General features: G+C 65.9%; 23 protein-coding genes. 9 read left to right on the top strand and 14 right to left on the bottom strand.

The window, feature by feature from the left end; all coding sequences use genetic code 11:
• Positions 1-69: 69 nt before the first annotated feature.
• The 3 genes from Hhyl2_RS07940 to Hhyl2_RS07950 form a co-directional block, all read right to left on the bottom strand.
• Positions 70-978 (bottom strand): cell division protein CdpA domain-containing protein, encoded by a 909-nt coding sequence (locus Hhyl2_RS07940; protein ID WP_483550203.1) that lies wholly within the window; start codon positions 976-978, stop codon positions 70-72.
• Positions 979-1,058: 80 nt separating this feature from the next.
• Positions 1,059-1,823: a hypothetical protein gene (locus Hhyl2_RS07945; protein WP_483550204.1), complete on the bottom strand. Its 765-nt coding sequence runs from the start codon at positions 1,821-1,823 to the stop codon at positions 1,059-1,061.
• 111 nt (positions 1,824-1,934) lie between these two features.
• On the bottom strand, positions 1,935-2,297 hold the full coding sequence (locus Hhyl2_RS07950; protein ID WP_483550205.1) for a TFIIB-type zinc ribbon-containing protein: 363 nt from the start codon (positions 2,295-2,297) through the stop codon (positions 1,935-1,937).
• Between the two features lie 86 nt (positions 2,298-2,383).
• Here Hhyl2_RS07950 and Hhyl2_RS07955 point away from each other — a divergent pair, with 86 nt between their 5' ends.
• Positions 2,384-3,109 (top strand): ribosome assembly factor SBDS, encoded by a 726-nt coding sequence (locus Hhyl2_RS07955; RefSeq protein ID WP_483550206.1) that lies wholly within the window; start codon positions 2,384-2,386, stop codon positions 3,107-3,109.
• Between the two features lie 5 nt (positions 3,110-3,114).
• Here the strand turns inward: Hhyl2_RS07955 and Hhyl2_RS07960 are convergent, their stop codons facing one another.
• Positions 3,115-3,441, bottom strand: coding sequence for an FUN14 domain-containing protein (locus tag Hhyl2_RS07960; RefSeq protein ID WP_483550207.1), 327 nt, complete (start codon positions 3,439-3,441; stop codon positions 3,115-3,117).
• A 97-nt stretch (positions 3,442-3,538) separates the two neighbouring features.
• Here Hhyl2_RS07960 and hflX point away from each other — a divergent pair, with 97 nt between their 5' ends.
• Positions 3,539-4,849 (top strand): GTPase HflX, encoded by a 1,311-nt coding sequence (gene hflX / locus Hhyl2_RS07965; RefSeq protein ID WP_483550208.1) that lies wholly within the window; start codon positions 3,539-3,541, stop codon positions 4,847-4,849.
• On the opposite strand, the gene Hhyl2_RS07970 is transcribed toward hflX, so the two are convergent.
• The 3 genes from Hhyl2_RS07970 to Hhyl2_RS07980 all read right to left on the bottom strand — a co-directional run bounded on the left by Hhyl2_RS07970 (position 4,846) and on the right by Hhyl2_RS07980 (position 7,612).
• Complete coding sequence (locus tag Hhyl2_RS07970; protein ID WP_483550209.1) at positions 4,846-6,273, bottom strand: NAD(P)H-hydrate dehydratase; 1,428 nt, start codon at positions 6,271-6,273, stop codon at positions 4,846-4,848. The two genes, hflX and Hhyl2_RS07970, sit on opposite strands and share 4 nt — an antisense overlap.
• 40 nt (positions 6,274-6,313) lie before the next feature.
• Entirely contained in the window at positions 6,314-6,589 is a 276-nt protein-coding gene (locus Hhyl2_RS07975; protein WP_483550211.1) for an acylphosphatase, read from the bottom strand.
• 114 nt (positions 6,590-6,703) lie between these two features.
• Entirely contained in the window at positions 6,704-7,612 is a 909-nt protein-coding gene (locus Hhyl2_RS07980) for a DNA-3-methyladenine glycosylase family protein (protein WP_483550212.1), read from the bottom strand.
• Between the two features lie 104 nt (positions 7,613-7,716).
• Between Hhyl2_RS07980 and Hhyl2_RS07985 the strand changes: the two genes are divergently transcribed.
• On the top strand, positions 7,717-8,151 hold the full coding sequence (locus Hhyl2_RS07985; protein ID WP_483550213.1) for a DUF555 domain-containing protein: 435 nt from the start codon (positions 7,717-7,719) through the stop codon (positions 8,149-8,151).
• Between the two features lie 48 nt (positions 8,152-8,199).
• Here Hhyl2_RS07985 and Hhyl2_RS07990 read toward each other — a convergent pair whose 3' ends face one another.
• A complete protein-coding gene (locus Hhyl2_RS07990; protein WP_483550214.1) occupies positions 8,200-8,436 on the bottom strand; it encodes a UPF0058 family protein in 237 nt (78 codons plus the stop codon).
• A gap of 272 nt (positions 8,437-8,708) precedes the next feature.
• On the opposite strand from Hhyl2_RS07990, the gene Hhyl2_RS07995 reads away from it, so the two are divergent.
• The gene (locus Hhyl2_RS07995) at positions 8,709-9,113 is read left to right on the top strand and encodes a translation initiation factor IF-2 subunit beta (RefSeq protein WP_483550215.1); all 405 of its coding nucleotides are present in this window, start codon (positions 8,709-8,711) and stop codon (positions 9,111-9,113) included.
• Between the two features lie 3 nt (positions 9,114-9,116).
• On the opposite strand, the gene Hhyl2_RS08000 is transcribed toward Hhyl2_RS07995, so the two are convergent.
• From Hhyl2_RS08000 to Hhyl2_RS08010, 3 genes are all read right to left on the bottom strand, one after another.
• Positions 9,117-9,296, bottom strand: a complete 180-nt coding sequence (locus tag Hhyl2_RS08000; protein ID WP_483550216.1) for a DUF7836 family putative zinc-binding protein — start codon at positions 9,294-9,296, stop codon at positions 9,117-9,119.
• A gap of 89 nt (positions 9,297-9,385) precedes the next feature.
• Positions 9,386-10,372 carry a transcription initiation factor IIB gene (locus Hhyl2_RS08005; protein WP_483550217.1) on the bottom strand — a complete coding sequence of 329 codons (987 nt, stop codon included), beginning with the start codon at positions 10,370-10,372 and terminating at the stop codon, positions 9,386-9,388.
• Between the two features lie 501 nt (positions 10,373-10,873).
• A complete protein-coding gene (locus Hhyl2_RS08010; RefSeq protein WP_483550218.1) occupies positions 10,874-11,158 on the bottom strand; it encodes a DUF357 domain-containing protein in 285 nt (94 codons plus the stop codon).
• Positions 11,159-11,315: 157 nt separating this feature from the next.
• On the opposite strand from Hhyl2_RS08010, the gene Hhyl2_RS08015 reads away from it, so the two are divergent.
• From Hhyl2_RS08015 to Hhyl2_RS08025, 3 genes are all read left to right on the top strand, one after another.
• Positions 11,316-12,353 (top strand): NAD(P)/FAD-dependent oxidoreductase, encoded by a 1,038-nt coding sequence (locus tag Hhyl2_RS08015; protein ID WP_483550219.1) that lies wholly within the window; start codon positions 11,316-11,318, stop codon positions 12,351-12,353.
• Between the two features lie 94 nt (positions 12,354-12,447).
• Positions 12,448-12,921, top strand: a complete 474-nt coding sequence (locus Hhyl2_RS08020) for an SRPBCC family protein (RefSeq protein ID WP_483550220.1) — start codon at positions 12,448-12,450, stop codon at positions 12,919-12,921.
• An 85-nt stretch (positions 12,922-13,006) separates the two neighbouring features.
• The gene (locus tag Hhyl2_RS08025) at positions 13,007-13,294 is read left to right on the top strand and encodes a DUF7545 family protein (RefSeq protein ID WP_483550221.1); all 288 of its coding nucleotides are present in this window, start codon (positions 13,007-13,009) and stop codon (positions 13,292-13,294) included.
• Positions 13,295-13,309: 15 nt separating this feature from the next.
• On the opposite strand, the gene Hhyl2_RS08030 is transcribed toward Hhyl2_RS08025, so the two are convergent.
• Genes Hhyl2_RS08030 through Hhyl2_RS08040 form a run of 3 tightly spaced genes read right to left on the bottom strand, consistent with a single transcriptional unit; the run spans position 13,310 to position 14,660 of the window.
• Entirely contained in the window at positions 13,310-13,468 is a 159-nt protein-coding gene (locus Hhyl2_RS08030) for a hypothetical protein (protein WP_483550222.1), read from the bottom strand.
• 41 nt (positions 13,469-13,509) lie between these two features.
• Complete coding sequence (locus Hhyl2_RS08035; protein ID WP_483550223.1) at positions 13,510-14,169, bottom strand: 2,5-diamino-6-(ribosylamino)-4(3H)-pyrimidinone 5'-phosphate reductase; 660 nt, start codon at positions 14,167-14,169, stop codon at positions 13,510-13,512.
• 38 nt (positions 14,170-14,207) lie between these two features.
• Positions 14,208-14,660, bottom strand: coding sequence for a hypothetical protein (locus Hhyl2_RS08040; protein ID WP_483550224.1), 453 nt, complete (start codon positions 14,658-14,660; stop codon positions 14,208-14,210).
• A gap of 242 nt (positions 14,661-14,902) precedes the next feature.
• Here Hhyl2_RS08040 and Hhyl2_RS08045 point away from each other — a divergent pair, with 242 nt between their 5' ends.
• Together Hhyl2_RS08045 and Hhyl2_RS08050 are read left to right on the top strand one after the other, a co-directional pair.
• Positions 14,903-16,183, top strand: a complete 1,281-nt coding sequence (locus tag Hhyl2_RS08045; protein ID WP_483550225.1) for a Single-stranded DNA binding protein — start codon at positions 14,903-14,905, stop codon at positions 16,181-16,183.
• Positions 16,180-17,940, top strand: a complete 1,761-nt coding sequence (locus tag Hhyl2_RS08050; protein ID WP_483550226.1) for a hypothetical protein — start codon at positions 16,180-16,182, stop codon at positions 17,938-17,940. Before Hhyl2_RS08045 ends, Hhyl2_RS08050 begins: the two co-directional genes overlap by 4 nt.
• Positions 17,941-17,963: the final 23 nt, after the last annotated feature.

The following is a 17,963-nucleotide window of genomic DNA, read 5'->3' on the forward strand; positions in this document are numbered from 1 at the left end:
GGCAAACTCGAACAGTGGCCGCGGTGAGAAATAGTAGACAGACCGATACGTGACTGAAGTTGACGTGTATCAGGACCGACCCAACAGGCGAGCGGCTCTTCCGAGTACGCCCTCCAGAACCGTTTCGTCGTCGCCGTCACTGGCCGCTTCCTGTTTCTTGCGCTCGCGGAGTTTCTTGAGCTGGTCTGTCTGTTCGTCGACCGTCGAGGTCGAGCGGTCCGTGGCCTTCTCGCCGCCCTTGACGGTCTTCAGTCCCGCGACCTGGTCGTCGACGCTGCTCCTGTGGACACGGTCCACGTCGACGTCCATCCCGGAGACGTCCATCTCCATCTCGCCTTCGCTGGCCGTGAGCTTCAGATCGCTCCCCTCGTGGCGTTCGACGCCACCCCAGGTCAGGTCGACGTTCTCCATCGCGGACTCGATGTCCTGTTCGATCTCCTCGTCGGAGTAGGGCTCCGTCTCCTCTTCCTCGGGCGCCTGGAAATCACCGGGACGGGGCTTCGCACGGTCGATGTGGTACGCGACCAGTGCACCGCCCGTGGCTGCTAGCAGCGCAGCGAGCCCGAGACCGTAGACGAACAACACGTGGATACTGTACTGCGGTCCGGAGCCGGTCGCCCAGTTGTACGGGTACGCCCAGAGGAACAGCCCGAGTCCGACGAGACTCACTGCCGAGCCGGCGACGGCACCGTAGATCGCGCGTTTCCCGACCGGCAGGAGGACGACAACGCTCGATAGCGTTGCTGGCAGCGCCAGCATCCCGACCGCGATGGCAGCCTCACGGAAGATAAAGTTCGACGACGGTCCGCCGGCGCCGGTCACCTGGCCAGCGGCACCGATGACGAACGCCGCGATACCCAGGCCGATGCCGCCGAAGAAGAGGGCGAACCCGAGATACACGTCGATCTCGCGGTCCGGTTCGCCAATGTACGTTCGATACCACTCGAAGAGTCGTCCGTCATCGGTCTCGTCTGTCATAGTAGGTCGGTTATTTCAGCCACGGTCGTCGCTAAACGATTCCAAGTGCTCTGTAATCAGTCTTTCCCGAACTCGCATAATCATACGTACGAGATCCGTGTGACACGTCCTGGCGTCGTCCGGAACCGCCAGACGCGGCTGTCCTCGCGGGCCGGATCGACCCTGTCGACCTGCCGAAGGCCCTGTTTGATACAGGACCACCAGCTCTGTTCGCTGGCGTAGCCGGCCGGGTACTCCTCGTACAGTTCGCCGACGAAATCGCTGCGGGTCGCCTCCTCGACGTCCTTGAGGAAGGCGAGTGCGGCCCCGACAGCACGGCGACGGCGCGACTGGAGGTCGTCGTCCCACCCGGGCACGTCGAGTTCGTCGAGGTCCGTGATGTCCTCGCCGAGTCGCCTGTCGTCGTCGAGCAGGTCACGCGAACTGTAGTCGATACCGCTACCGACGCCGTCGCCGAGTTGTTCGCGCGTCTGTGCGACCGCTCGTTGGACGAACTCGTCGAAGCGCTGGCCCTCGACCGACGACAGCGCGTCCGCAGCGGCCTCCAGTTCCCTGTCCTCGATTCGGGCGACGCTGTCTTCCTCGCCAGCGATGGTCAGGCCGCCGTCGCCCGCAGCGGCGCTGGCGACAGCCGCGACGTCAGCGTCCGCATCCGCATCGACGTCGTCCCGCCGTGCCGCGTACGCGTCGAGTCGGCGGCCCCGCTGGCTGTCGTCTTCGAGCGCGAACCTGTTGGCGACGAGCCAGGCGAGGTATCCCTCGATGTCGTCGAAATCCAGTAGTTCGACCTCGACAGCGAGCGATCTGGCGGTCTCGTCGTCGACGGTGAGTTCCAGCGACCGCATTCGTCCCTCCCTTTGCCCGACTCTCCCATAAATGTAGCCTCGAAGGCATCCGAGCCGACCTCGGCGACTCGAAAGAGTCCTGCCGGGGCCGAGGTTCGCCACCAAACGGAGTCAGAACTCCTCTTCGCCGCCGAACTCCTCCTCGCCACCCCACTCTTCTTCCCCGTCCCACTCCTCGTCTTCGCCCCATTCTTCTTCCCCTTCCCCACCGGCGAGGGCACCGGCGATCGTGCCGAGGATGCCAGCCTCTTCCTCTTCGGCTTCTGCTTCCTCGAACTCCTCTTCCTCGCCGATATCGACATCAATGTCCCGATCGTGGTGGTGGCTGCTGTGGCCGGTCAGTTGTTCGAGTTCGCCCGGATCGAGCCAGACGCCGCCGCAGTCCGGGCAGTAATCGACGGTGACGCCGTGTTCGCTTCGCTGATCCAGCGTGGTGCCACACGACAGACAGTGGAGCGTGTCTCCTGTTGTCATATATCATTTGTATTCCGGTTTATTTAAAATAGTTACCCTGCGGGGTCGCAGTAAGGTCTTTACATGGTCCCCCGCTACCGCCGAGTATGATATCGCTCGAAGAGGCGGTGACGGCGCGCCTCGAATCCCACGGCCAGCGATTCGAGGTCCTCGTCGATCCTGACGCAGCGCTCGCCATCAAACGCGGCGAGTTCGACGGTGAGCTCGAAGACGTCATCGCGGCAGAGGACGTCTTCGAGGACGCCTCCCGTGGGGACAGACCCCCGGAGAGCAGCCTGAAAGAGGTGTTCGAGACGACCGACCCCCTGGAGATCATCCCCGAGGTCATCAAACGCGGAGAGATCCAGATCACCGCCCAGCAGCGCCGTGAGATGCAGGAGCAGAAGCACAAGCAACTCGTCCAGCGGATCACCCGCAACGCGGTCAACCCGCAGATGGACGACGCGCCCCATCCACCCGAACGGATCGAATCGGCCCTGGAGGAGACGGACTTCCGTGTCGACCCGATGGAACCGGTCGAGAACCAGGTCGACGACGCGCTCGACGCGCTCCGGCCGGTCATCCCCATCCGGTTCGACGAGGTGACAGTCGCGGTGCAAGTGCCGGCCGACTACGCCGGCAGCGCACAGGCACAGATCCGCCAGTTCGGGGACCTCGAACGCGAGGAGTGGCAGTCGGACGGCTCGTGGGTGGGTGTCCTCACGTTCCCCGCTGGACTCCAGAACGACTTCTACGACCTGGTCAACGAACACACCAGCGGCCAGGCCGAGACGCGCATCATCAAGGACGAGGACGACCTCAACACCCGGTAGCGCCGTTAGCCCTTCTTGAAGCCGACGAAGAAGCCGGTCGCGAAGCCAGCGCTGACCGGGAGTGCCGAGAGCAAGGAGACGATCCAGGACGGTGGGTTCCCGGCGGCCGCGCCGCTCGCCGAACTCGTCGCGTTCTGTGCGGCACCGCCGATGGCCGCCCAGTTGACTTCGAGGATCCCACGGGTTTCGAGGAACTTGAACAGGGCCAGTTCGAGGCCGACGATGATCGCGATGAGCTTCGCGACCTTCTTTGCAGCGAAGCCGATGATACCGCCGATGAGCGCGCCGCCCCCGGCTTCCAGCCCCATCTGCTGGAGGTTGAACTCGACCATAGCCGACAGGTGACGGCCACACGTTAAGACCTTTGTGTCCTCTGGAATCCGACAACTGAAATGAATTTAAATACTCGCGGGCCATAGTTCGATGTAAGTGACCGCGAGACAGTCAACCGAACACGCTGTGGTCGCAAAGCGGGTCGACAGCGGCGCCGCGGAGACGACGGAGATCCGGGAGCTGGCCAGAGCGGCCGGCTACGACGTGGTCGGCGAGATTACACAGACACGGACGGAAGACCCCGCCTACCATATGGGGGAAGGGAAGATCGTCCGGCTGAGCAACGTCGTCGCCAGAGAGGACGCACGGGTCGTCATCTTCGACAACCAGCTCGGCCCGTATCAGACCTACAACATCGGCAACAAGCTGCCGAAGGGCGTGCGTGTCATCGACCGGTTCCGCCTCATCATCGAGATCTTCGGGCAGCGCGCACAGACCAGAAAGGCACAGCTCCAGGTCGAACTGGCGGAGTTGCGCTACGAACTCCCGCGAGCAGAGGCCAAGGCCAGCCTGGCGAAACGCGACGAGCGCCCCGGGTTCATGGGGCTCGGTGAGTACGACGAGAGCCGCGAAGAGGACATCAAGAAACAGATCGCTCGGATCAACGACGAACTCGAATCCATCGAGGAGACCGAGCAACACCGGCGCGAACAGCGCCGGGAATCGGGCTTCGATCTGGTCGCGCTCGCGGGGTACACGAACGCCGGGAAGTCGACGCTGTTGCGACGACTCGCGGCCGATCTGGACATCGACGAGAACGAGGACCGCCACCCCGACCTGGACACCACCGCCGAGAGCGAGGACCGGTTGTTCACGACGCTCGGGACGACGACCAGACGCGCGGAGGTGGGCAAACGAGAGGTGCTTGTCACCGACACGGTCGGGTTCATCCAGAACCTCCCCCACTGGCTCGTCGAGTCGTTCAAGTCCACGCTCGATTCGGTCTACCGCGCAGACCTCGTCCTCCTTGTCGTCGACGTCTCCGAGTCCGTCGAGGAGATCAGGGAGAAACTGGTGACGAGCCACGACACGCTCTACGAGCGCAACGAGGCCCCCATCGTCACCGTCCTGAACAAGACGGACAAAGTCGACGCCGAGGAGGTCGAACGGAAGCGGGCGGCCCTCTCGGCACTGGCACCGAATCCAGTCGCGGTCAGCGCCCAGGAAGGGACGGACATCGACGCGCTGGCCGACCGCATCGACGCGGAGCTCCCCAGCTACGAGGAAGAACGGCTCGTGCTCCCGATGACCGACGACACGATGAGTCTGGTCTCGTGGATCCACGACCACGCCCACGTGGAGTCGGTCGACTACGGCGACGAGGTGGTCATCGAGTTCGAGGCCCGGCCCGCGATCGTCGAGCAGTCACGGGCCAGAGCCGGCGACCTCGTCGGCGCGTCGGCCTAGTCCCACAGCACCGACGGGATCGCGTCGAGCAGATCCGTCGCGACGAGCCCGTGCCCGCGTTCTTCGACCACGATATCGCCAGCGGCGCCGTTCGCGTACGCCCCCAGCGCTGCGGCGTCGAGCGGGTCCTGCACGCACGCCAGTGCCCCGGTGAGCCCCGCGAGCACGTCGCCGGTCCCGCCGACGGTCATCCCAGCGTTGCCCGTCCGGCCGACGCGTGAGCGCTCGCCGTCGGAGACGATATCGTAGCGTCCCTTCACGAGCAACGTGACGCCGAGGTCGGCGGCGAACGACTCGACGAGCGAGCGGCGTTCGCGCCAGTCGTCGCTGGTCGCGCCGCCCATCTGCTGGAGTTCGCCCTGGTGGGGCGTACAGACGAGGTCGGCGTCGGTCTCGACCTCGGGGACGACCTGAAGCGCGTCGGCGTCGACGACGGCGGTCCCGTCGAACCCTTCGAGGAGGTCGGCGACCGCTTCGAGCGTGGCGTCCGCGTCGCCGAGTCCGGGCCCCAGCACGAGCGTGTCGTGGGCGCGCGCACGCTCGGCGAGGCGCTCGACGTGTGGCGGCGCGAGGTGGTCGCCGTCGTACGGGAGGACGATGAGGTTCTCGCTGTACCCCTGTATCTCGCGGGCCACCGGCGCCGGGCAGGCCACGCGCACGAGGTCGGCGCCGCCCCGGAGCGCGGACTGTGCTGCCAGTGCCGGCGCCCCAGTGTAGGGGCCGCCGCCGACGACGAGGACCTCGCCGTTGTCGCCCTTGTGGCTGGCCGGGTCCCGTGCCAGTCGCAGGAGGTCACCGCGCTCGACGAACAGTTCGGCCGCGTCGGGGATACCGATGTCAGCGACCGTCACCGTCGCGTCCAGATCCGAAAGCCCCGGTTTCGTGTCGTGGAAGGTCACCACGTGGTCGGCGTCGACGGCGGTCTCGGCGAGGGTCCCGGTCTCGGCGTCCAGCCCCGACGGGACGTCAACGGAGAGGACGGTCGCCTCGCTGTCGTTCATCGCTCGTGCGGCCGTCGCGGCCGGTTCGCGCAGGTCGCCGGCGATGCCCGTCCCGAGCATCGCGTCGACCACGAGGTCGGGGTCCGACAGCGAGAACGCAGCGGAGTCGCGGACCTGTTCGGTCGGGTACTCGGCCTGCTGGAGGGCGTCCCAGTTCTCCCGGGCGATGTCGGTCGTGATCGTCTCGGGACGTCCGAGGAGACAGATCCGGAGGTCGAAGTCGTCGAGAAAGCGGGCGGCGACGAACGCGTCCCCGCCGTTGTTCCCGCGGCCGGCGACGATAGTGACGCTGTCGCCGGGGGTGGTGTGCTCGCGGACCGCTCGCGCGAGTGCGTGGCCCGAGGACTCCATCAACTGCTTGCGCGGGACACCCAGGGCTGCCGCGTTGGCGTCGACGACGGCCATCTCGGAACCGGTGAGCATACCCGGCGGTTGGCCGGCCAGTGTCGTAACTGTGGGGGCCTTACCACCGGACCTCGAAGCCGGAGAGTCCCTCGGAATCCTCGTAGCTGACCTCGACATCGGTGACGTCGGCCCGGTTGCTCCCCTCGTGGCAGAAGTCGAGCATCGCCTCGACGTCGCCCTCGCTGCCCTCGAAGACGGCCTCGACGCGGCCGTCGTCGAGGTTCTTGACCCAGCCGTCGACGCCCTGTTCCCGTGCCGTGTCCCGCGTGGTCGCCCGGTAGTAGACCCCCTGGACGCGACCGGAGACGAACACGTGTGCGCGAGTTCGCGACATGGACGAGTGTACTGACGCCCGGCAGTTAGCTTTGCAGGGAACGTCGTCGATCAGTCCCGGATCGCGCCGGCACCGGAGTCGGCGCGTACCGGGACATCGCTACGACAACCCCAATCAGTGGTCCCGGCCGCCCGACCGGAGATAGTGAAAGAGGTACGTCTGCGTGTAGCCGGCGTACTCGCCGCCGAGGGCCTCGCGAATCGCTCGCGAGGTCTCGGCGTAGTTGCCCCGGTCACAGTCGGGATAGTACTCTTCGATAGTCGTCCGGATCCAGGTATCCAGTGGGACCGCCTCCAGATACCCCAGCGAGAACAGCAACACGCAGTCGGCGACCTTCTCGCCGACGCCGACGAACTGCGTCGTGAACTCGCGAGCAGTCTCGTACTCACTTCCACGAGCGCCGGCGGGGTCGACCTCCCCGGTGGCGACCATCTCGGCCGTCCGCTGGACGTACGGGGCTCGGTAGCCAAGGCTCAGCTCCCTGAGGTCGCTCTCGGTCGCGTCTGCCAGCGCCTCGGGCGTCGGGAAGGCGTGGTACGTCCGGCCGTCGACGGTGACTGGCTCGCCGAACTCGCGTCGGAGCGCCTGTTGCATGCCGTGGATGCGCCCGACCCGCATCTGGGCCGAGCAGATGAACGATATCAGCGTCGGGAACACCGGATCACGGACGATCCGCATCCCCCAGTAGGCGTCGTAGGCGTCCGCGACGACCGCGTCGTCGGTCGCCGTCTCACGGATAGCGGGGAGGTCGTCGTCGAGTCGCAACAACCGACGAAGGTGTGGCTCGGCGTCGACGGTCGATTCCCACTCCAGTCGACCGTCGGTCTGTCGAGCCCGGATGACGACGGGCTCACCGTCGACGCGGAGCGTGGTCCAGTACCACGCGTCACCGCCGCTTGCGGCCTCCCGTTCGTACATCCGCCCGTCTTCACGGTCCCAGAGGTACGACTGACCGCTCTCGACGGTCGCCTGGAGGTCCAGTCCGCCCGACAGCGACGCCACGTCGATGTGTCCCTGTTCCATCAGCCGATGCCAGGGGTCGAGCGGTCTTCGAGGTTTCGAGTCGGGGTCGGCCCCGGCGTGTCATCGGGCTAACCTTCATTATATCGGCTAGCGAATACCATGCCATGGACTGCAGAGTCGTCGTCGAGGCCGCGGTCCCCGTCTACGACGTGGAGACCAGTGACGAGGCCGTCCGGATCGCCATCTCGAAGACGGGCGAGATGCTGAACCCGGATCTCAACTACGTGGAGATAAACATGGGCGAGCGGTCGTGTCCACACTGTGGCGAGGAGCTGGAACCCGCCTTCATCGCGGCCGACGAGAGTCTCGTCGCGCTCGAACTGGAGATGACCGTCTTCAACGTCGAGCGCGACGAACACGCGGCACGAATCGCCCGAAAGGAGATCGGCCAGCGCCTCGAAAACATCCCGCTGGAGGTACTGGAGATAGAGGAGATCCCCGAAGACGACGAGGACGACGACACGACGGCCGACGACGACGAGGAGGAGACGGACGAGGAGGACGTCCTGCCGGAGTTCGAAGAACTCATCGACGAGTAGACACGCTAGAGGGGACGACATCGCGCAGGTGAGAGTGCGAACTGATCCTCAGTCCGCGGCAGCAGAAACAGGCTCTTTCTCGTCGGCAGTCATCTCCGAGGTGATTCCCTTCGCGATAGCGAAGACGGCGGCCTTGTGGTCCGTCTTCGACTTGTGGATAGAAGTAGGTTTGACGCCCAGTGTCGCGTATTCGTCGTGTTCGACCTCGTCTCCCGTCTCGCCTTCGTAGTGGTTCTGTACCTGTGCAAGCAGGCCGTGGAGATGAATGAGCTCCTGCTTCTTCATGGTCACCGCATGCTTACAACTGGAAGGATATAGTATTACTTTGACGGGGGTTAGCATACGTCTCGGTGTGCAGTGCTGAGAAATTTGTGCCACGGGGTTGCTGTCCGACGCGACAGATCGATGTTCGTCGCCGCGAACAAATGTCTATCCGTCGGAACGTCTCATCAATCGTTCGGTATCGGTCGCCACCGGCAGGTGGTGCCGAGAAGGGAGCTACGGGGCATCTACCGTCGGCTGAAAGATTTTTACCGAGCGAGTCGGGACATCCCTGCATGGAGTACGACGACATGCTCGACCGTGCCTTCGACGAGACGCCCGACATCGAGGGGACATCCGAGCGGTTCGAAGTCCCGGATCCGGAGGTCCGACAGGAGGGGAACGTGACCGTCTTCGAGAACTTCCAGCAGGTGTGCCGTCGCCTGGATCGTGACCCCGAGCACGTGATCCAGTTTCTACAGAACCACGTCGGGACGAGCGGGCACATCGACGAGAGCGGCCGGGCCCGACTGACGGGCGAGTTCGGCACCGACCGGATACAGAACGCGATCGGCGAGTACGTCGACCAGTACGTCCTCTGTCCCGAATGTGGGCTGCCGGACACACGGCTCGAACGTGAACAGGGGGCAGTGATCCGTCGGTGCGAAGCGTGTGGGGCACGCTCCCCGGCCGAGAACTGATCGTTACTGGAGTCGTTTCAGCGTTCCGAGGTCGCGGTCTGTCCGGGTGAACTCTGCGAGCCGTCGGCTCGCGTGACAGTTCGGACAGTGGAATACGGTGTCGTGGCGCGGCAGATCGCTCGGCGTCGACTCCCAGTCTTTCTTGCATTCCGGGCAGAGAAGTCGGACATACGCTTCCTCCATGTGTGTTAGTCACACACAGTTGCGGGGGTCAAAAAGGTTGCTGTGGACCACCCAGCGAACCGGGGTTCGGACAGGGTCCCGTAGCCGTCTCAGGCCGAGAGATCCTCGGCTTCGAGCAGTTCTTTGTACCGGTTGCGGATGGTGACTTCGGAGATGTTGGCGACGTCGCTGACCTGGCTCTGCGTGACCTTCTCGTTGGTCAGCAGCGCGGCGGCGTACACCGCTGCGGCGGCGAGCCCGACCGGGGACTTCCCGGAGAGGAGGCCGCCCTTCCGGGCGTTCTCGATGAGTGTGCGGGCACGCCGCTCGGTCTCGTCGCTGAGGTCCAGATCCGAGACGAACCGTGGAAGGTAGTGCTCGGGGTCTGCGGGCTGGACCTCCAGGTTCAGTTCCCGGACGATGTAGCGGTAGGTCCGCGTCAGTTCCATCTTGTCGACACGCGAGACCGTCGCCATCTCGTCCAGCGAGCGCGGGCTCCCAGCCATCCGGGCCGACGCGTACAGGGCCGACGTCGCGACCCCCTCGATGGACCGTCCAGGGAGGAGGTCCTCGCTGAGGGCGCGGCGGTAGATGACACTCGCGGTCTCACGGACGTTCTGGGGGAGCCCCAGCGCCGAGGCCATGCGGTCGATCTCGCCCAGCGCCTGCTTGAGGTTCCGCTCCTTGGAATCGCGGGTGCGGAACCGCTCGTTCCAGGTGCGCAGGCGCTGCATCTTCTGGCGCTGCTGGGCCGACAGCGACCGTCCGTAGGCGTCCTTGTTCTGCCAGCCGATGTTGGTCGACAGGCCCTTGTCGTGCATCATGTTCGTCGTCGGCGCACCGACGCGGGACTTCTGGTCTTTCTCCGAGGAGTCGAACGCTCGCCACTCGGGGCCGCGATCGATCTCGTCCTCTTCGACGACCAATCCACAGTCGCGGCAGACGGTCTCGCCGTGTTCACTGTCGGTGACGAGGTCACCGCCACACTCCGGACAGAGGTCCTCCTGTTCGACCTCCTGCTCGTCCGTCTGTACCTCTTCGAGGTCCCGTTCCCTGGTTCGGTCTCGGGAGTTGGTGTTTACTGTTGTCTCTGTCATGGTGGGTGGTCCCGTCCTGCCGGATGCAGAACGTTGAAGAACCCTTCGGCGGGTTCCCGTTACATATAGTTAGTTCGTAAAGTATTTAAATGTTTCTCTGATGTGTGGTACGCACCCAATACTATTGCTTCGTCACGCGTCGCCACATATCGGCCGACTTACCGGCGTAACAGCGGGTTTCGGCCGCTATTACGTCCTGTTGGTCATCGTTACTATGTTTCTCACTACCATGCTACGCTGTACGTTCTGCGGCAGACCGTCGCTACCTCGGACAATTCCTGTTTCGGCCGGGACCAGTATTGCGTCTGATCTGCCATACTGATATCGGCGTCGGACCACCCCTGGGACACCTTCGACCCCAGTGAACCACGCGGGAATCCCCACTGTCACGCTCGCCGGTACGTGAAGTATGATCGCCGCCGCCAGAGGAACGCGGGGACATGCGAACTGGAACCTGGCGGACAGTCGCGGGACGAAACGGGCGTCAGCACCATCTTCCTATCACTGCGTGAACAGGTGTCCCTCGGTCGGGACCTCGAAGAGACCGATACGCGCCCCGGCGTCGAGCCACGCGTGCCCGTACGAGAATGCTGCCAGCGCGTTGACCGGGTCGTCGTTCGCCCGGAAGTGCCGTCCGTCCTCCAGATAGGAGCGGGCCATCTCCTCACACTCCAGGGCGCCGTCGTGCATTGCTGTCCCCTCGGGAGGTGCTATCTCGGCGGCGTCGAGTGCCTCTGCGAGCAATCCCTCGTAGCGGTCGGTCTTCTCCTCCAGATCTGCGGCCATACCGTCGATTCTCGGGCCAGCGTCGTGGGCGTTGCGGGATGTCCCTCTCCAGTGGACCGCCGCCACAGCGCCGTTTGCTACCTGCTACCGCGGTAGGGCTGTGCGAGCGAGACACGACAGCGCAAATATAATACGACGCCCAGCAGTATACAGCGTAATGACAGACACGCCGGAACACCGCCGACTCGTCATCGCCGGATCGGGTATCGCTGGGTTGACCGCTGCCATCTACGCGGCGCGTTCGAACAACGAACCGCTCGTCCTGGAGGGGGACGAACCGGGCGGACAGCTCACGCTGACGAGCGAGGTCGAGAACTACCCTGGGTTCCCCGAAGGGCTCTCCGGGCCGGATCTCATCAACCGGATGAAAGAACAGGCCGAGCGCTTCGGGACCGAGATCGACCACGGCATCGTCACCGAGATCGACGACAGCGAGCGCCCGTTCCGCGTCGAACTGCGTGACGGAACCGTCTACACCTGCGACGCCTTCATCGCCGCCTCCGGCGCCAGTGCCCGGACGCTCGGAGTCCCCGGCGAGGACGAACTGATGGGCTACGGCGTCTCGACGTGTGCCACCTGTGACGGCGCGTTCTTCCGCGACGAGGACATGCTCGTCGTCGGCGGTGGCGACGCCGCCTTCGAGGAGGCCCACTTCCTGACGAAGTTCGCCGACACCGTCTACCTGGCCCACCGCCGCGAGGAGTTCCGTGCCGAGGACTACTGGATCGACAAGGTCCAGCAGAAGGTCGACGAGGGCGACATCGAGATCATGCGCAACACCGAGTTGCTGGAGATCCACGGCTCCGCCGAGGCGGGTGTCGACCACGTGACCCTCGCGCGCAACGAGACCGGCTACCCCTCGGAGAACCTCGACGACCCCGAGACCGAGACGTTCGACTTCGACGTCGGCGCGGTGTTCATGGCCATCGGCCACACGCCCAACACCGACTACCTCGAAGACACGGCCGTCGAACTCGACGACACCGGCTACATCGTCGCGAAGGGCGGGAAGGGCGGCGGCCAGACGGCGACGGACGTGCCGGGGCTGTTCGGCGCCGGCGACGTCGTCGACTACCACTACCAGCAGGCCGTCACGGCCGCAGGGATGGGCTCGAAGGCGGCGCTCGACGCCGACGACTACCTCGAAGACGAGGTCGACGTGACGGCCGAGGCACCAGCCGAAGCCGACGACTGATACTGTCGGCTGTGCAGACGCCGGTAGCGGGACTGCCGGGCGCGCACACGCCGCCACGTCTGTCTTTATCTTCCGAGCGAGCGTCTCTCCAGCCATGCGAACCATCGAGACCACCATCGACATCGACGCCACGCCCGAGACAGTCTGGGAGACGCTGCTGGATTTCGAGTCCTACCCCGAGTGGAACAGCTTCGTCACGGAGATCCGCGGCACGGCTCGGGAAGGTGAACGGCTACGGATCCGTATCCAGCCCCCTGAGAGCCGTGGCATGTCGTTCTCGCCGAGAGTGACGGCCGCCGTCCCCGGCGAACGTCTCGAATGGCTCGGCAGCCTGGGCGTCCGTGGCCTCTTCGACGGCCGCCACGAGTTCCGCCTCGAACCGCTGAACGGGGACCGCACGCGGTTCGTCCACCGGGAGTCGTTCGCCGGCCTCCTCGTGGGGCTGTTCCTCGACGAAGCCGACACACGGAACGGGTTCGAACGTATGAACGAACAGCTCAAAGCTCGCGTCGAGGGCACGCGTGCCGGGCCCGACGGTACCAGCCCGACCGGGCAGCCGACGGCCTGACCGAGCAGCCCGCGACCTGACCGGCCGGGTACCGGCAGGACACGGACCCGATAGACCCTTCCGTCCGGTCTGCCAACGGGGAGCCATGGCATCCGACACTGTCACGTTGACTATCGAGACCGACGACGCGACCGACGAGCTGACCGTCCCGAGCGGGCTGCTGGACATCCTCCGCGAACAGCCCGACGAGACGGACCCACAGGTCGTCGGCGACATCGCGATGTTCGGTCTCGCCCAGCGTATCCACGGTGCCGTCCACCACAGCCAGGGCGAGCCCGACGCGGAGATCGCCGACCTGGAGGAACTGACGCTGGATCTCTTCGAGGAGCGCTTCGGCGCGAGCTTCGGCGAGCTGACCGGCCACGACCACTGAGTCACTGCGACTGCACTACTGCTCTTCTTCCAGCGCGTCGGCGATGCGTTCCAGTTGCAGGCCGACGTAGCACAGTGCTTGCGTCTGCATGATCGCGGGATCGTCCGACCACTCGTTGGTGATGTAGGCCGCTCGCTTGCCAGCCTCGTCGAGCTGTGGAATCTCACGCGACATGACAGAGCGTATGGGCTCTCGGCGTGCAATTCTTTCGCCGATCAGGCGGTCCAGCGGAGCAAAACACCGTCGTCGACCTCATCGACCGACGAGAGCGAGAGTTCCGGGAACCCCTCGACGAAGCCGTCGCCGTCGGCCAGCGTCGGGGCGTCACGACCGCCGATGATCGTCGGCCCGACGAACACCGAGAGTTCGTCGACAAGCCCCTCCGTGAACAGTCCGAAGATGAGTTCGCCGCCACCCTCGACCATCAGTTGGTCGACGCCCTCGCCTTCGAGTTTGGCGAGCGCCGTCGTCAGGTCGACACGGTCTTGCCCGGTCGCGATGACGTAGGCACCGGCGTCCTCCATCTCCTCGATGAAATCGGTGGGTGCGGCCTCGCTGACCAGGAGATACGTCTCCGCCTGATCGTCGAGGATGCGGGCGTCCGGCGGCGTGCGGATCCGTGAGTCGGCGACGACACGCGCCGGATTGGCCGGCTTGCCGTCGCTGGTCCGTGTCGCCTGGCGGTCGGGGTCGTCGACGGTCAGTGAGGGATTGTCGGCCAGCACCGTCCCGACGCCGACCATGACTGCATCGCTGTCGGCCCGGAGCTGGTCGACCCGGTCGAAGTCCTCGGGGCCCGAGATCTCGATCTGTTCGCGACGCCGTGTCGAGAGCTTCCCGTCGGCACTCATCGCGGCGTTGACGACGACGTGCATACCTACCGGAAACGCCTACGACCGAAAACGGGTTTCGATTACGGTCGCTCCGGCTGAGAGGCCAGTTTCGTGACGTCCAGGGTCTTCTGTGCCCCGTCGCTGGTCCGGAGTTTGCAGGTGGTCCCGTCCAGAATCATCTCGTCGATGTCGAAGACGACCTCGGTCGTCCAAGCCTTGAACCGCGCCATCCCGGCCTCGTCGATCTCGATGAACGTCCGTGGGGTCTCCTGGGTCCCCATACTCCAGCTCTTCTCGCCCAGCGAGAGCTCCTGGCCGCCGGACTCCTCCCAGTGGAACACACACGCGTGCTGAGAGCGGGGCTCGTCGCCCCGCTTGTGGTCGACGCGTTCCCACTCCTCGTAGTCGACACCGAAGTGTGCCGCCCACAACCGCAGGTACTCGAAGTCGAACTGCTTCGTGCCGTCGTTGTCCCGACCGCTCCGCCAGATGACGTGCGAATCCGACGGTTTCGAGCCGAAGACGCTTCCCACGTCAACTCACCCGTGTTGTCGGCCCAGTATCAGATCCGGAAGCCGAGCACCGTGCTGTCGCTGACCCAGCGACCCGGCCGGTGACCCGTTTTCGGCCGAGTGATGTGCGACCGTGACCCATGATCTACCGTCGTCAGTATCATAGATAAAAATTCGGGCTTCCTATCATTCGAACCACCGATTTCGGGGGCGAGCGACGCCGCCACAAACCCTTTTCACTGCCCCCGCCGAACCCCCGGCCGATGTCTCTCGAAGACCATGCCGAGGAACTCGCCTCCGACCTCGGCGTCGACAAAGAGGAGGTCACTCGCGACCTGCAGAACCTGGTGAACTACTCCGTCCCGATGGACGAGGCCAAACAGAGCCTCAGACGGAAGTACGGCGACGGCGACAGTGGCGGCGGCGGTGGCCCGTCGAGCAAGGCCATCGGCGAGGTCACGACCGGCGACTCCAACGTCACCGTCACTGCCGTCGTCCTCACGTCGGGCCGGCGGTCGATCCAGTACAACGGCGAACAGCACGTCATCCGCGAGGGCGAACTCGCGGACGAGACCGGCCGGATATCCTACACGGCCTGGGACGGCTTCGACGGCGACCTCGAACCCGGCCAGACCGTCCAACTGGGCAACGCCGGCGTCCGGGAGTGGGACGGCAGGCCGGAACTGAACCTCGGCGACAGCACGAACGCCACCGTCGTCGACGAGCGACTCGACGTCGACGCCGAGGTCGGTGGCGAGGCCAGCCTGGCCGACCTCGAACCCGGTGACCGCGGGGTTACCGTCGAGGTCCAGGTCCTGGAGTGTGAGCAGAAGATCATCGACGGCCGCGACGGCGAGACGACGATCCTCAGCGGCGTCCTGGGCGACGAGAGCGGCCGGCTCCCGTTCACCGACTGGGAGCCCCACGACGCCATCGAGGCAGGCGCATCGGTCCGCATCGAGGAGACGTTCGTCCGGGAGTTCCGCGGTGCACCCTCGGTGAACGTCTCGGAGTTCTCGACCGTGACGCCGCTGTCGACGCCCATCGAAGTGACCGAGGACGCCCCGAGACTTCCCATCCGGGAGGCCGTCGAGAGCGGCGGACTGTTCGACATCGAACTGACCGGCAACGTCATCGAGATCCGCGACGGCTCCGGGCTCATCGAGCGCTGTCCTGAGTGTGGCCGGGTCATCCAGAACGGCCAGTGTCGCTCCCACGGTGCCGTCGAGGGCGAGGACGACCTGCGGACGAAGGCCATCCTCGACGACGGCACCGGGACAGTGACCGTCATCCTGGGCGACGACCTCACTGCCCAGATCTACGGCGGCGACCTCGACGACGCCCGCGAACACGCCCGTGACGCCATGGACAAGGCAGTCGTCGCCGACCGCATCGCCGAACGTGTCGTCGGCCGCGAGTACGTCGTCCGTGGTTCGCTGTCGGTCGACGAGTACGGTGCCAACCTCAACGCCGACCGGTTCGACGAGGCGGACGACGACCCGACCGAGCGTGCCAGTGCGCTGCTCGGGGAGGTGGGCTCATGAGCGAGTCGGAGAGTTCCGACAGCGGTCCGGGGGCCCGCGAGGTCGCCCACCGTCTGTTCGCCGCCGAGTTCGACGACGCGGACTTCTCGTACTCCGAGTCCGACGAGGAGCGGGCACCGAACTACGTCGTCACGCCGACCGGCGCGCGCGTCAACCGCCTGTTCGTCGTCGGCGTGCTGACCGAGATCGAGCAGGTCAACGAGGAGGTCCTGCGGGCACGGGTGGTCGACCCGACCGGCGCGTTCGTCGTCTACGCCGGCCAGTACCAGCCCGACGAACTGGCCTTCCTGGAGGCGGCGACGCCGCCGCTGTTCGTCGCCGTCACCGGCAAGGCCCGGACCTTCGAACCGGAGGACGGCGACCGCGTGTTCACCTCTGTCCGACCGGAGAGCATCAGCGAGGTCGACGCCGACACGCGCGACCGCTGGGTCGTCCAGGCGACCGAGCAGACACTCGACCGTATCGGCCGGATGGCCAGCGCGAAACAGACCGGCCTCACGGGGGACGACCTCCGGCAGGCGCTGCTCGACCAGGGCGTCGCCGAGGCCGACGCCGCCGGCGTCACGCTCGCGCTGGACCACTACCGGACGACCGGGGACTACCTGCAGGCGCTGCGCGACCTCTCGCTCGACGCCGCCCGCGTGGTCGCGGGCCAGCGTGACGAGGCCGGGAGCCTGTCGCGCTCGCCCGAGGACGGCACCGACGACCCGATCCCCGTCCTCGCCGAGACAGAGATCGACGTGCCATCGCCGTCGGCGACCGACGGGACCGAGACCGAACCGAGCGACACACCCGCGAAATCGACGAGTCCCGACGCCGACGCGGAGACGACACCGACCGGCAGCGAGTCGGCAGCGTCGGAATCGGAACCGGCGACGGGTGCGACGGAATCGGCCGGGCCGACCTCGACGGACGACGAACCGACGACAGACGACACCGAGACAGGGGCCACGGCAGGCGCCGAAGCCGGCGGTGGCGGCGCGGAGACCACCGAGACGGAACCCGCGAGCGAGGCCACCACAGAGCAATCCGCGTCGACGACGGAGACGACCGCGGATTCGTCGGCGGCCGAGACGTCCGACTCCGAACCAGCCACGGAGACGCCCTCGGGCGCGGAGTCCATCGGCGAGACCACGACCGTCGAGACGGAGTCCGGTGACGACGACATCGGCGATTTCGAACCGGAGTTCGACCTCGACGAGAACGAGCGCGAGGAGATCAAAGACGAGTTCGGCACCGACTTCCAGAGCGGGTCGGAGGTCGAGGAACCGGGCGAGGCAGACATCGATACGCCCGACCCCGACGAACTCGCCGAGGCGGAGGCCGCCGAGCAGGGATCACCCGCGGCCGCCGCCGACGCCGAGTCGGCACCCGAATCGACAGGTGCACCAGCCGGCACCGAGTCGGTCGAGCCGGACGCGGACGCCGCGACGAGCGACGCCCAGACCGAGACGCCGGCGACGGTGACCGACACGGGCGCCGACGAGACCGCCGGCGAGGCTGCTGGGGAACCGGCCGAGACGAGTGACGACGAGCCCGTAGCCGACGAACCCGCCGAGGACGTCGACCTCGAAGACGCCGTCATGGAGGTCATGGCGGACCTCAACGACGGTGGCGGCGCCGACCGCGAGGCGGTGCTGGCGACGGTCGTCGACCGCTACGGCGCCGACCCGGACGCCGTCGAGGACGCGATCCAGGAGGCGCTGATGGGCGGTCGCTGCTACGAACCCGAGGACGGGAAGCTGACGCCCATCTGACAGCGAGCCGCGCTGCTTTTTGC

The sequence above is a fragment of the Haloarcula sp. H-hyl2 genome, assembly GCF_056934385.1.

Excerpts from the sequence above, each read along its gene's own strand:
- Hhyl2_RS07940 (WP_483550203.1), bottom strand. The coding sequence starts at position 978 with ATGACAGACGAGACCGATGACGGACGACTCTTCGAGTGGTATCGAACG.
- Hhyl2_RS07945 (WP_483550204.1), bottom strand. The coding sequence starts at position 1,823 with ATGCGGTCGCTGGAACTCACCGTCGACGACGAGACCGCCAGATCGCTC.
- Hhyl2_RS07950 (WP_483550205.1), bottom strand. The coding sequence starts at position 2,297 with ATGACAACAGGAGACACGCTCCACTGTCTGTCGTGTGGCACCACGCTG.
- Hhyl2_RS07955 (WP_483550206.1), top strand. The coding sequence starts at position 2,384 with ATGATATCGCTCGAAGAGGCGGTGACGGCGCGCCTCGAATCCCACGGC.
- Hhyl2_RS07960 (WP_483550207.1), bottom strand. The coding sequence starts at position 3,441 with ATGGTCGAGTTCAACCTCCAGCAGATGGGGCTGGAAGCCGGGGGCGGC.
- Hhyl2_RS07970 (WP_483550209.1), bottom strand. The coding sequence starts at position 6,273 with ATGCTCACCGGTTCCGAGATGGCCGTCGTCGACGCCAACGCGGCAGCC.
- Hhyl2_RS07975 (WP_483550211.1), bottom strand. The coding sequence starts at position 6,589 with ATGTCGCGAACTCGCGCACACGTGTTCGTCTCCGGTCGCGTCCAGGGG.
- Hhyl2_RS07980 (WP_483550212.1), bottom strand. The coding sequence starts at position 7,612 with ATGGAACAGGGACACATCGACGTGGCGTCGCTGTCGGGCGGACTGGAC.
- Hhyl2_RS07985 (WP_483550213.1), top strand. The coding sequence starts at position 7,717 with ATGGACTGCAGAGTCGTCGTCGAGGCCGCGGTCCCCGTCTACGACGTG.
- Hhyl2_RS07990 (WP_483550214.1), bottom strand. The coding sequence starts at position 8,436 with ATGAAGAAGCAGGAGCTCATTCATCTCCACGGCCTGCTTGCACAGGTA.
- Hhyl2_RS07995 (WP_483550215.1), top strand. The coding sequence starts at position 8,709 with ATGGAGTACGACGACATGCTCGACCGTGCCTTCGACGAGACGCCCGAC.
- Hhyl2_RS08000 (WP_483550216.1), bottom strand. The coding sequence starts at position 9,296 with ATGGAGGAAGCGTATGTCCGACTTCTCTGCCCGGAATGCAAGAAAGAC.
- Hhyl2_RS08005 (WP_483550217.1), bottom strand. The coding sequence starts at position 10,372 with ATGACAGAGACAACAGTAAACACCAACTCCCGAGACCGAACCAGGGAA.
- Hhyl2_RS08010 (WP_483550218.1), bottom strand. The coding sequence starts at position 11,158 with ATGGCCGCAGATCTGGAGGAGAAGACCGACCGCTACGAGGGATTGCTC.
- Hhyl2_RS08015 (WP_483550219.1), top strand. The coding sequence starts at position 11,316 with ATGACAGACACGCCGGAACACCGCCGACTCGTCATCGCCGGATCGGGT.
- Hhyl2_RS08020 (WP_483550220.1), top strand. The coding sequence starts at position 12,448 with ATGCGAACCATCGAGACCACCATCGACATCGACGCCACGCCCGAGACA.
- Hhyl2_RS08025 (WP_483550221.1), top strand. The coding sequence starts at position 13,007 with ATGGCATCCGACACTGTCACGTTGACTATCGAGACCGACGACGCGACC.
- Hhyl2_RS08030 (WP_483550222.1), bottom strand. The coding sequence starts at position 13,468 with ATGTCGCGTGAGATTCCACAGCTCGACGAGGCTGGCAAGCGAGCGGCC.
- Hhyl2_RS08035 (WP_483550223.1), bottom strand. The coding sequence starts at position 14,169 with ATGCACGTCGTCGTCAACGCCGCGATGAGTGCCGACGGGAAGCTCTCG.
- Hhyl2_RS08045 (WP_483550225.1), top strand. The coding sequence starts at position 14,903 with ATGTCTCTCGAAGACCATGCCGAGGAACTCGCCTCCGACCTCGGCGTC.
- Hhyl2_RS08050 (WP_483550226.1), top strand. The coding sequence starts at position 16,180 with ATGAGCGAGTCGGAGAGTTCCGACAGCGGTCCGGGGGCCCGCGAGGTC.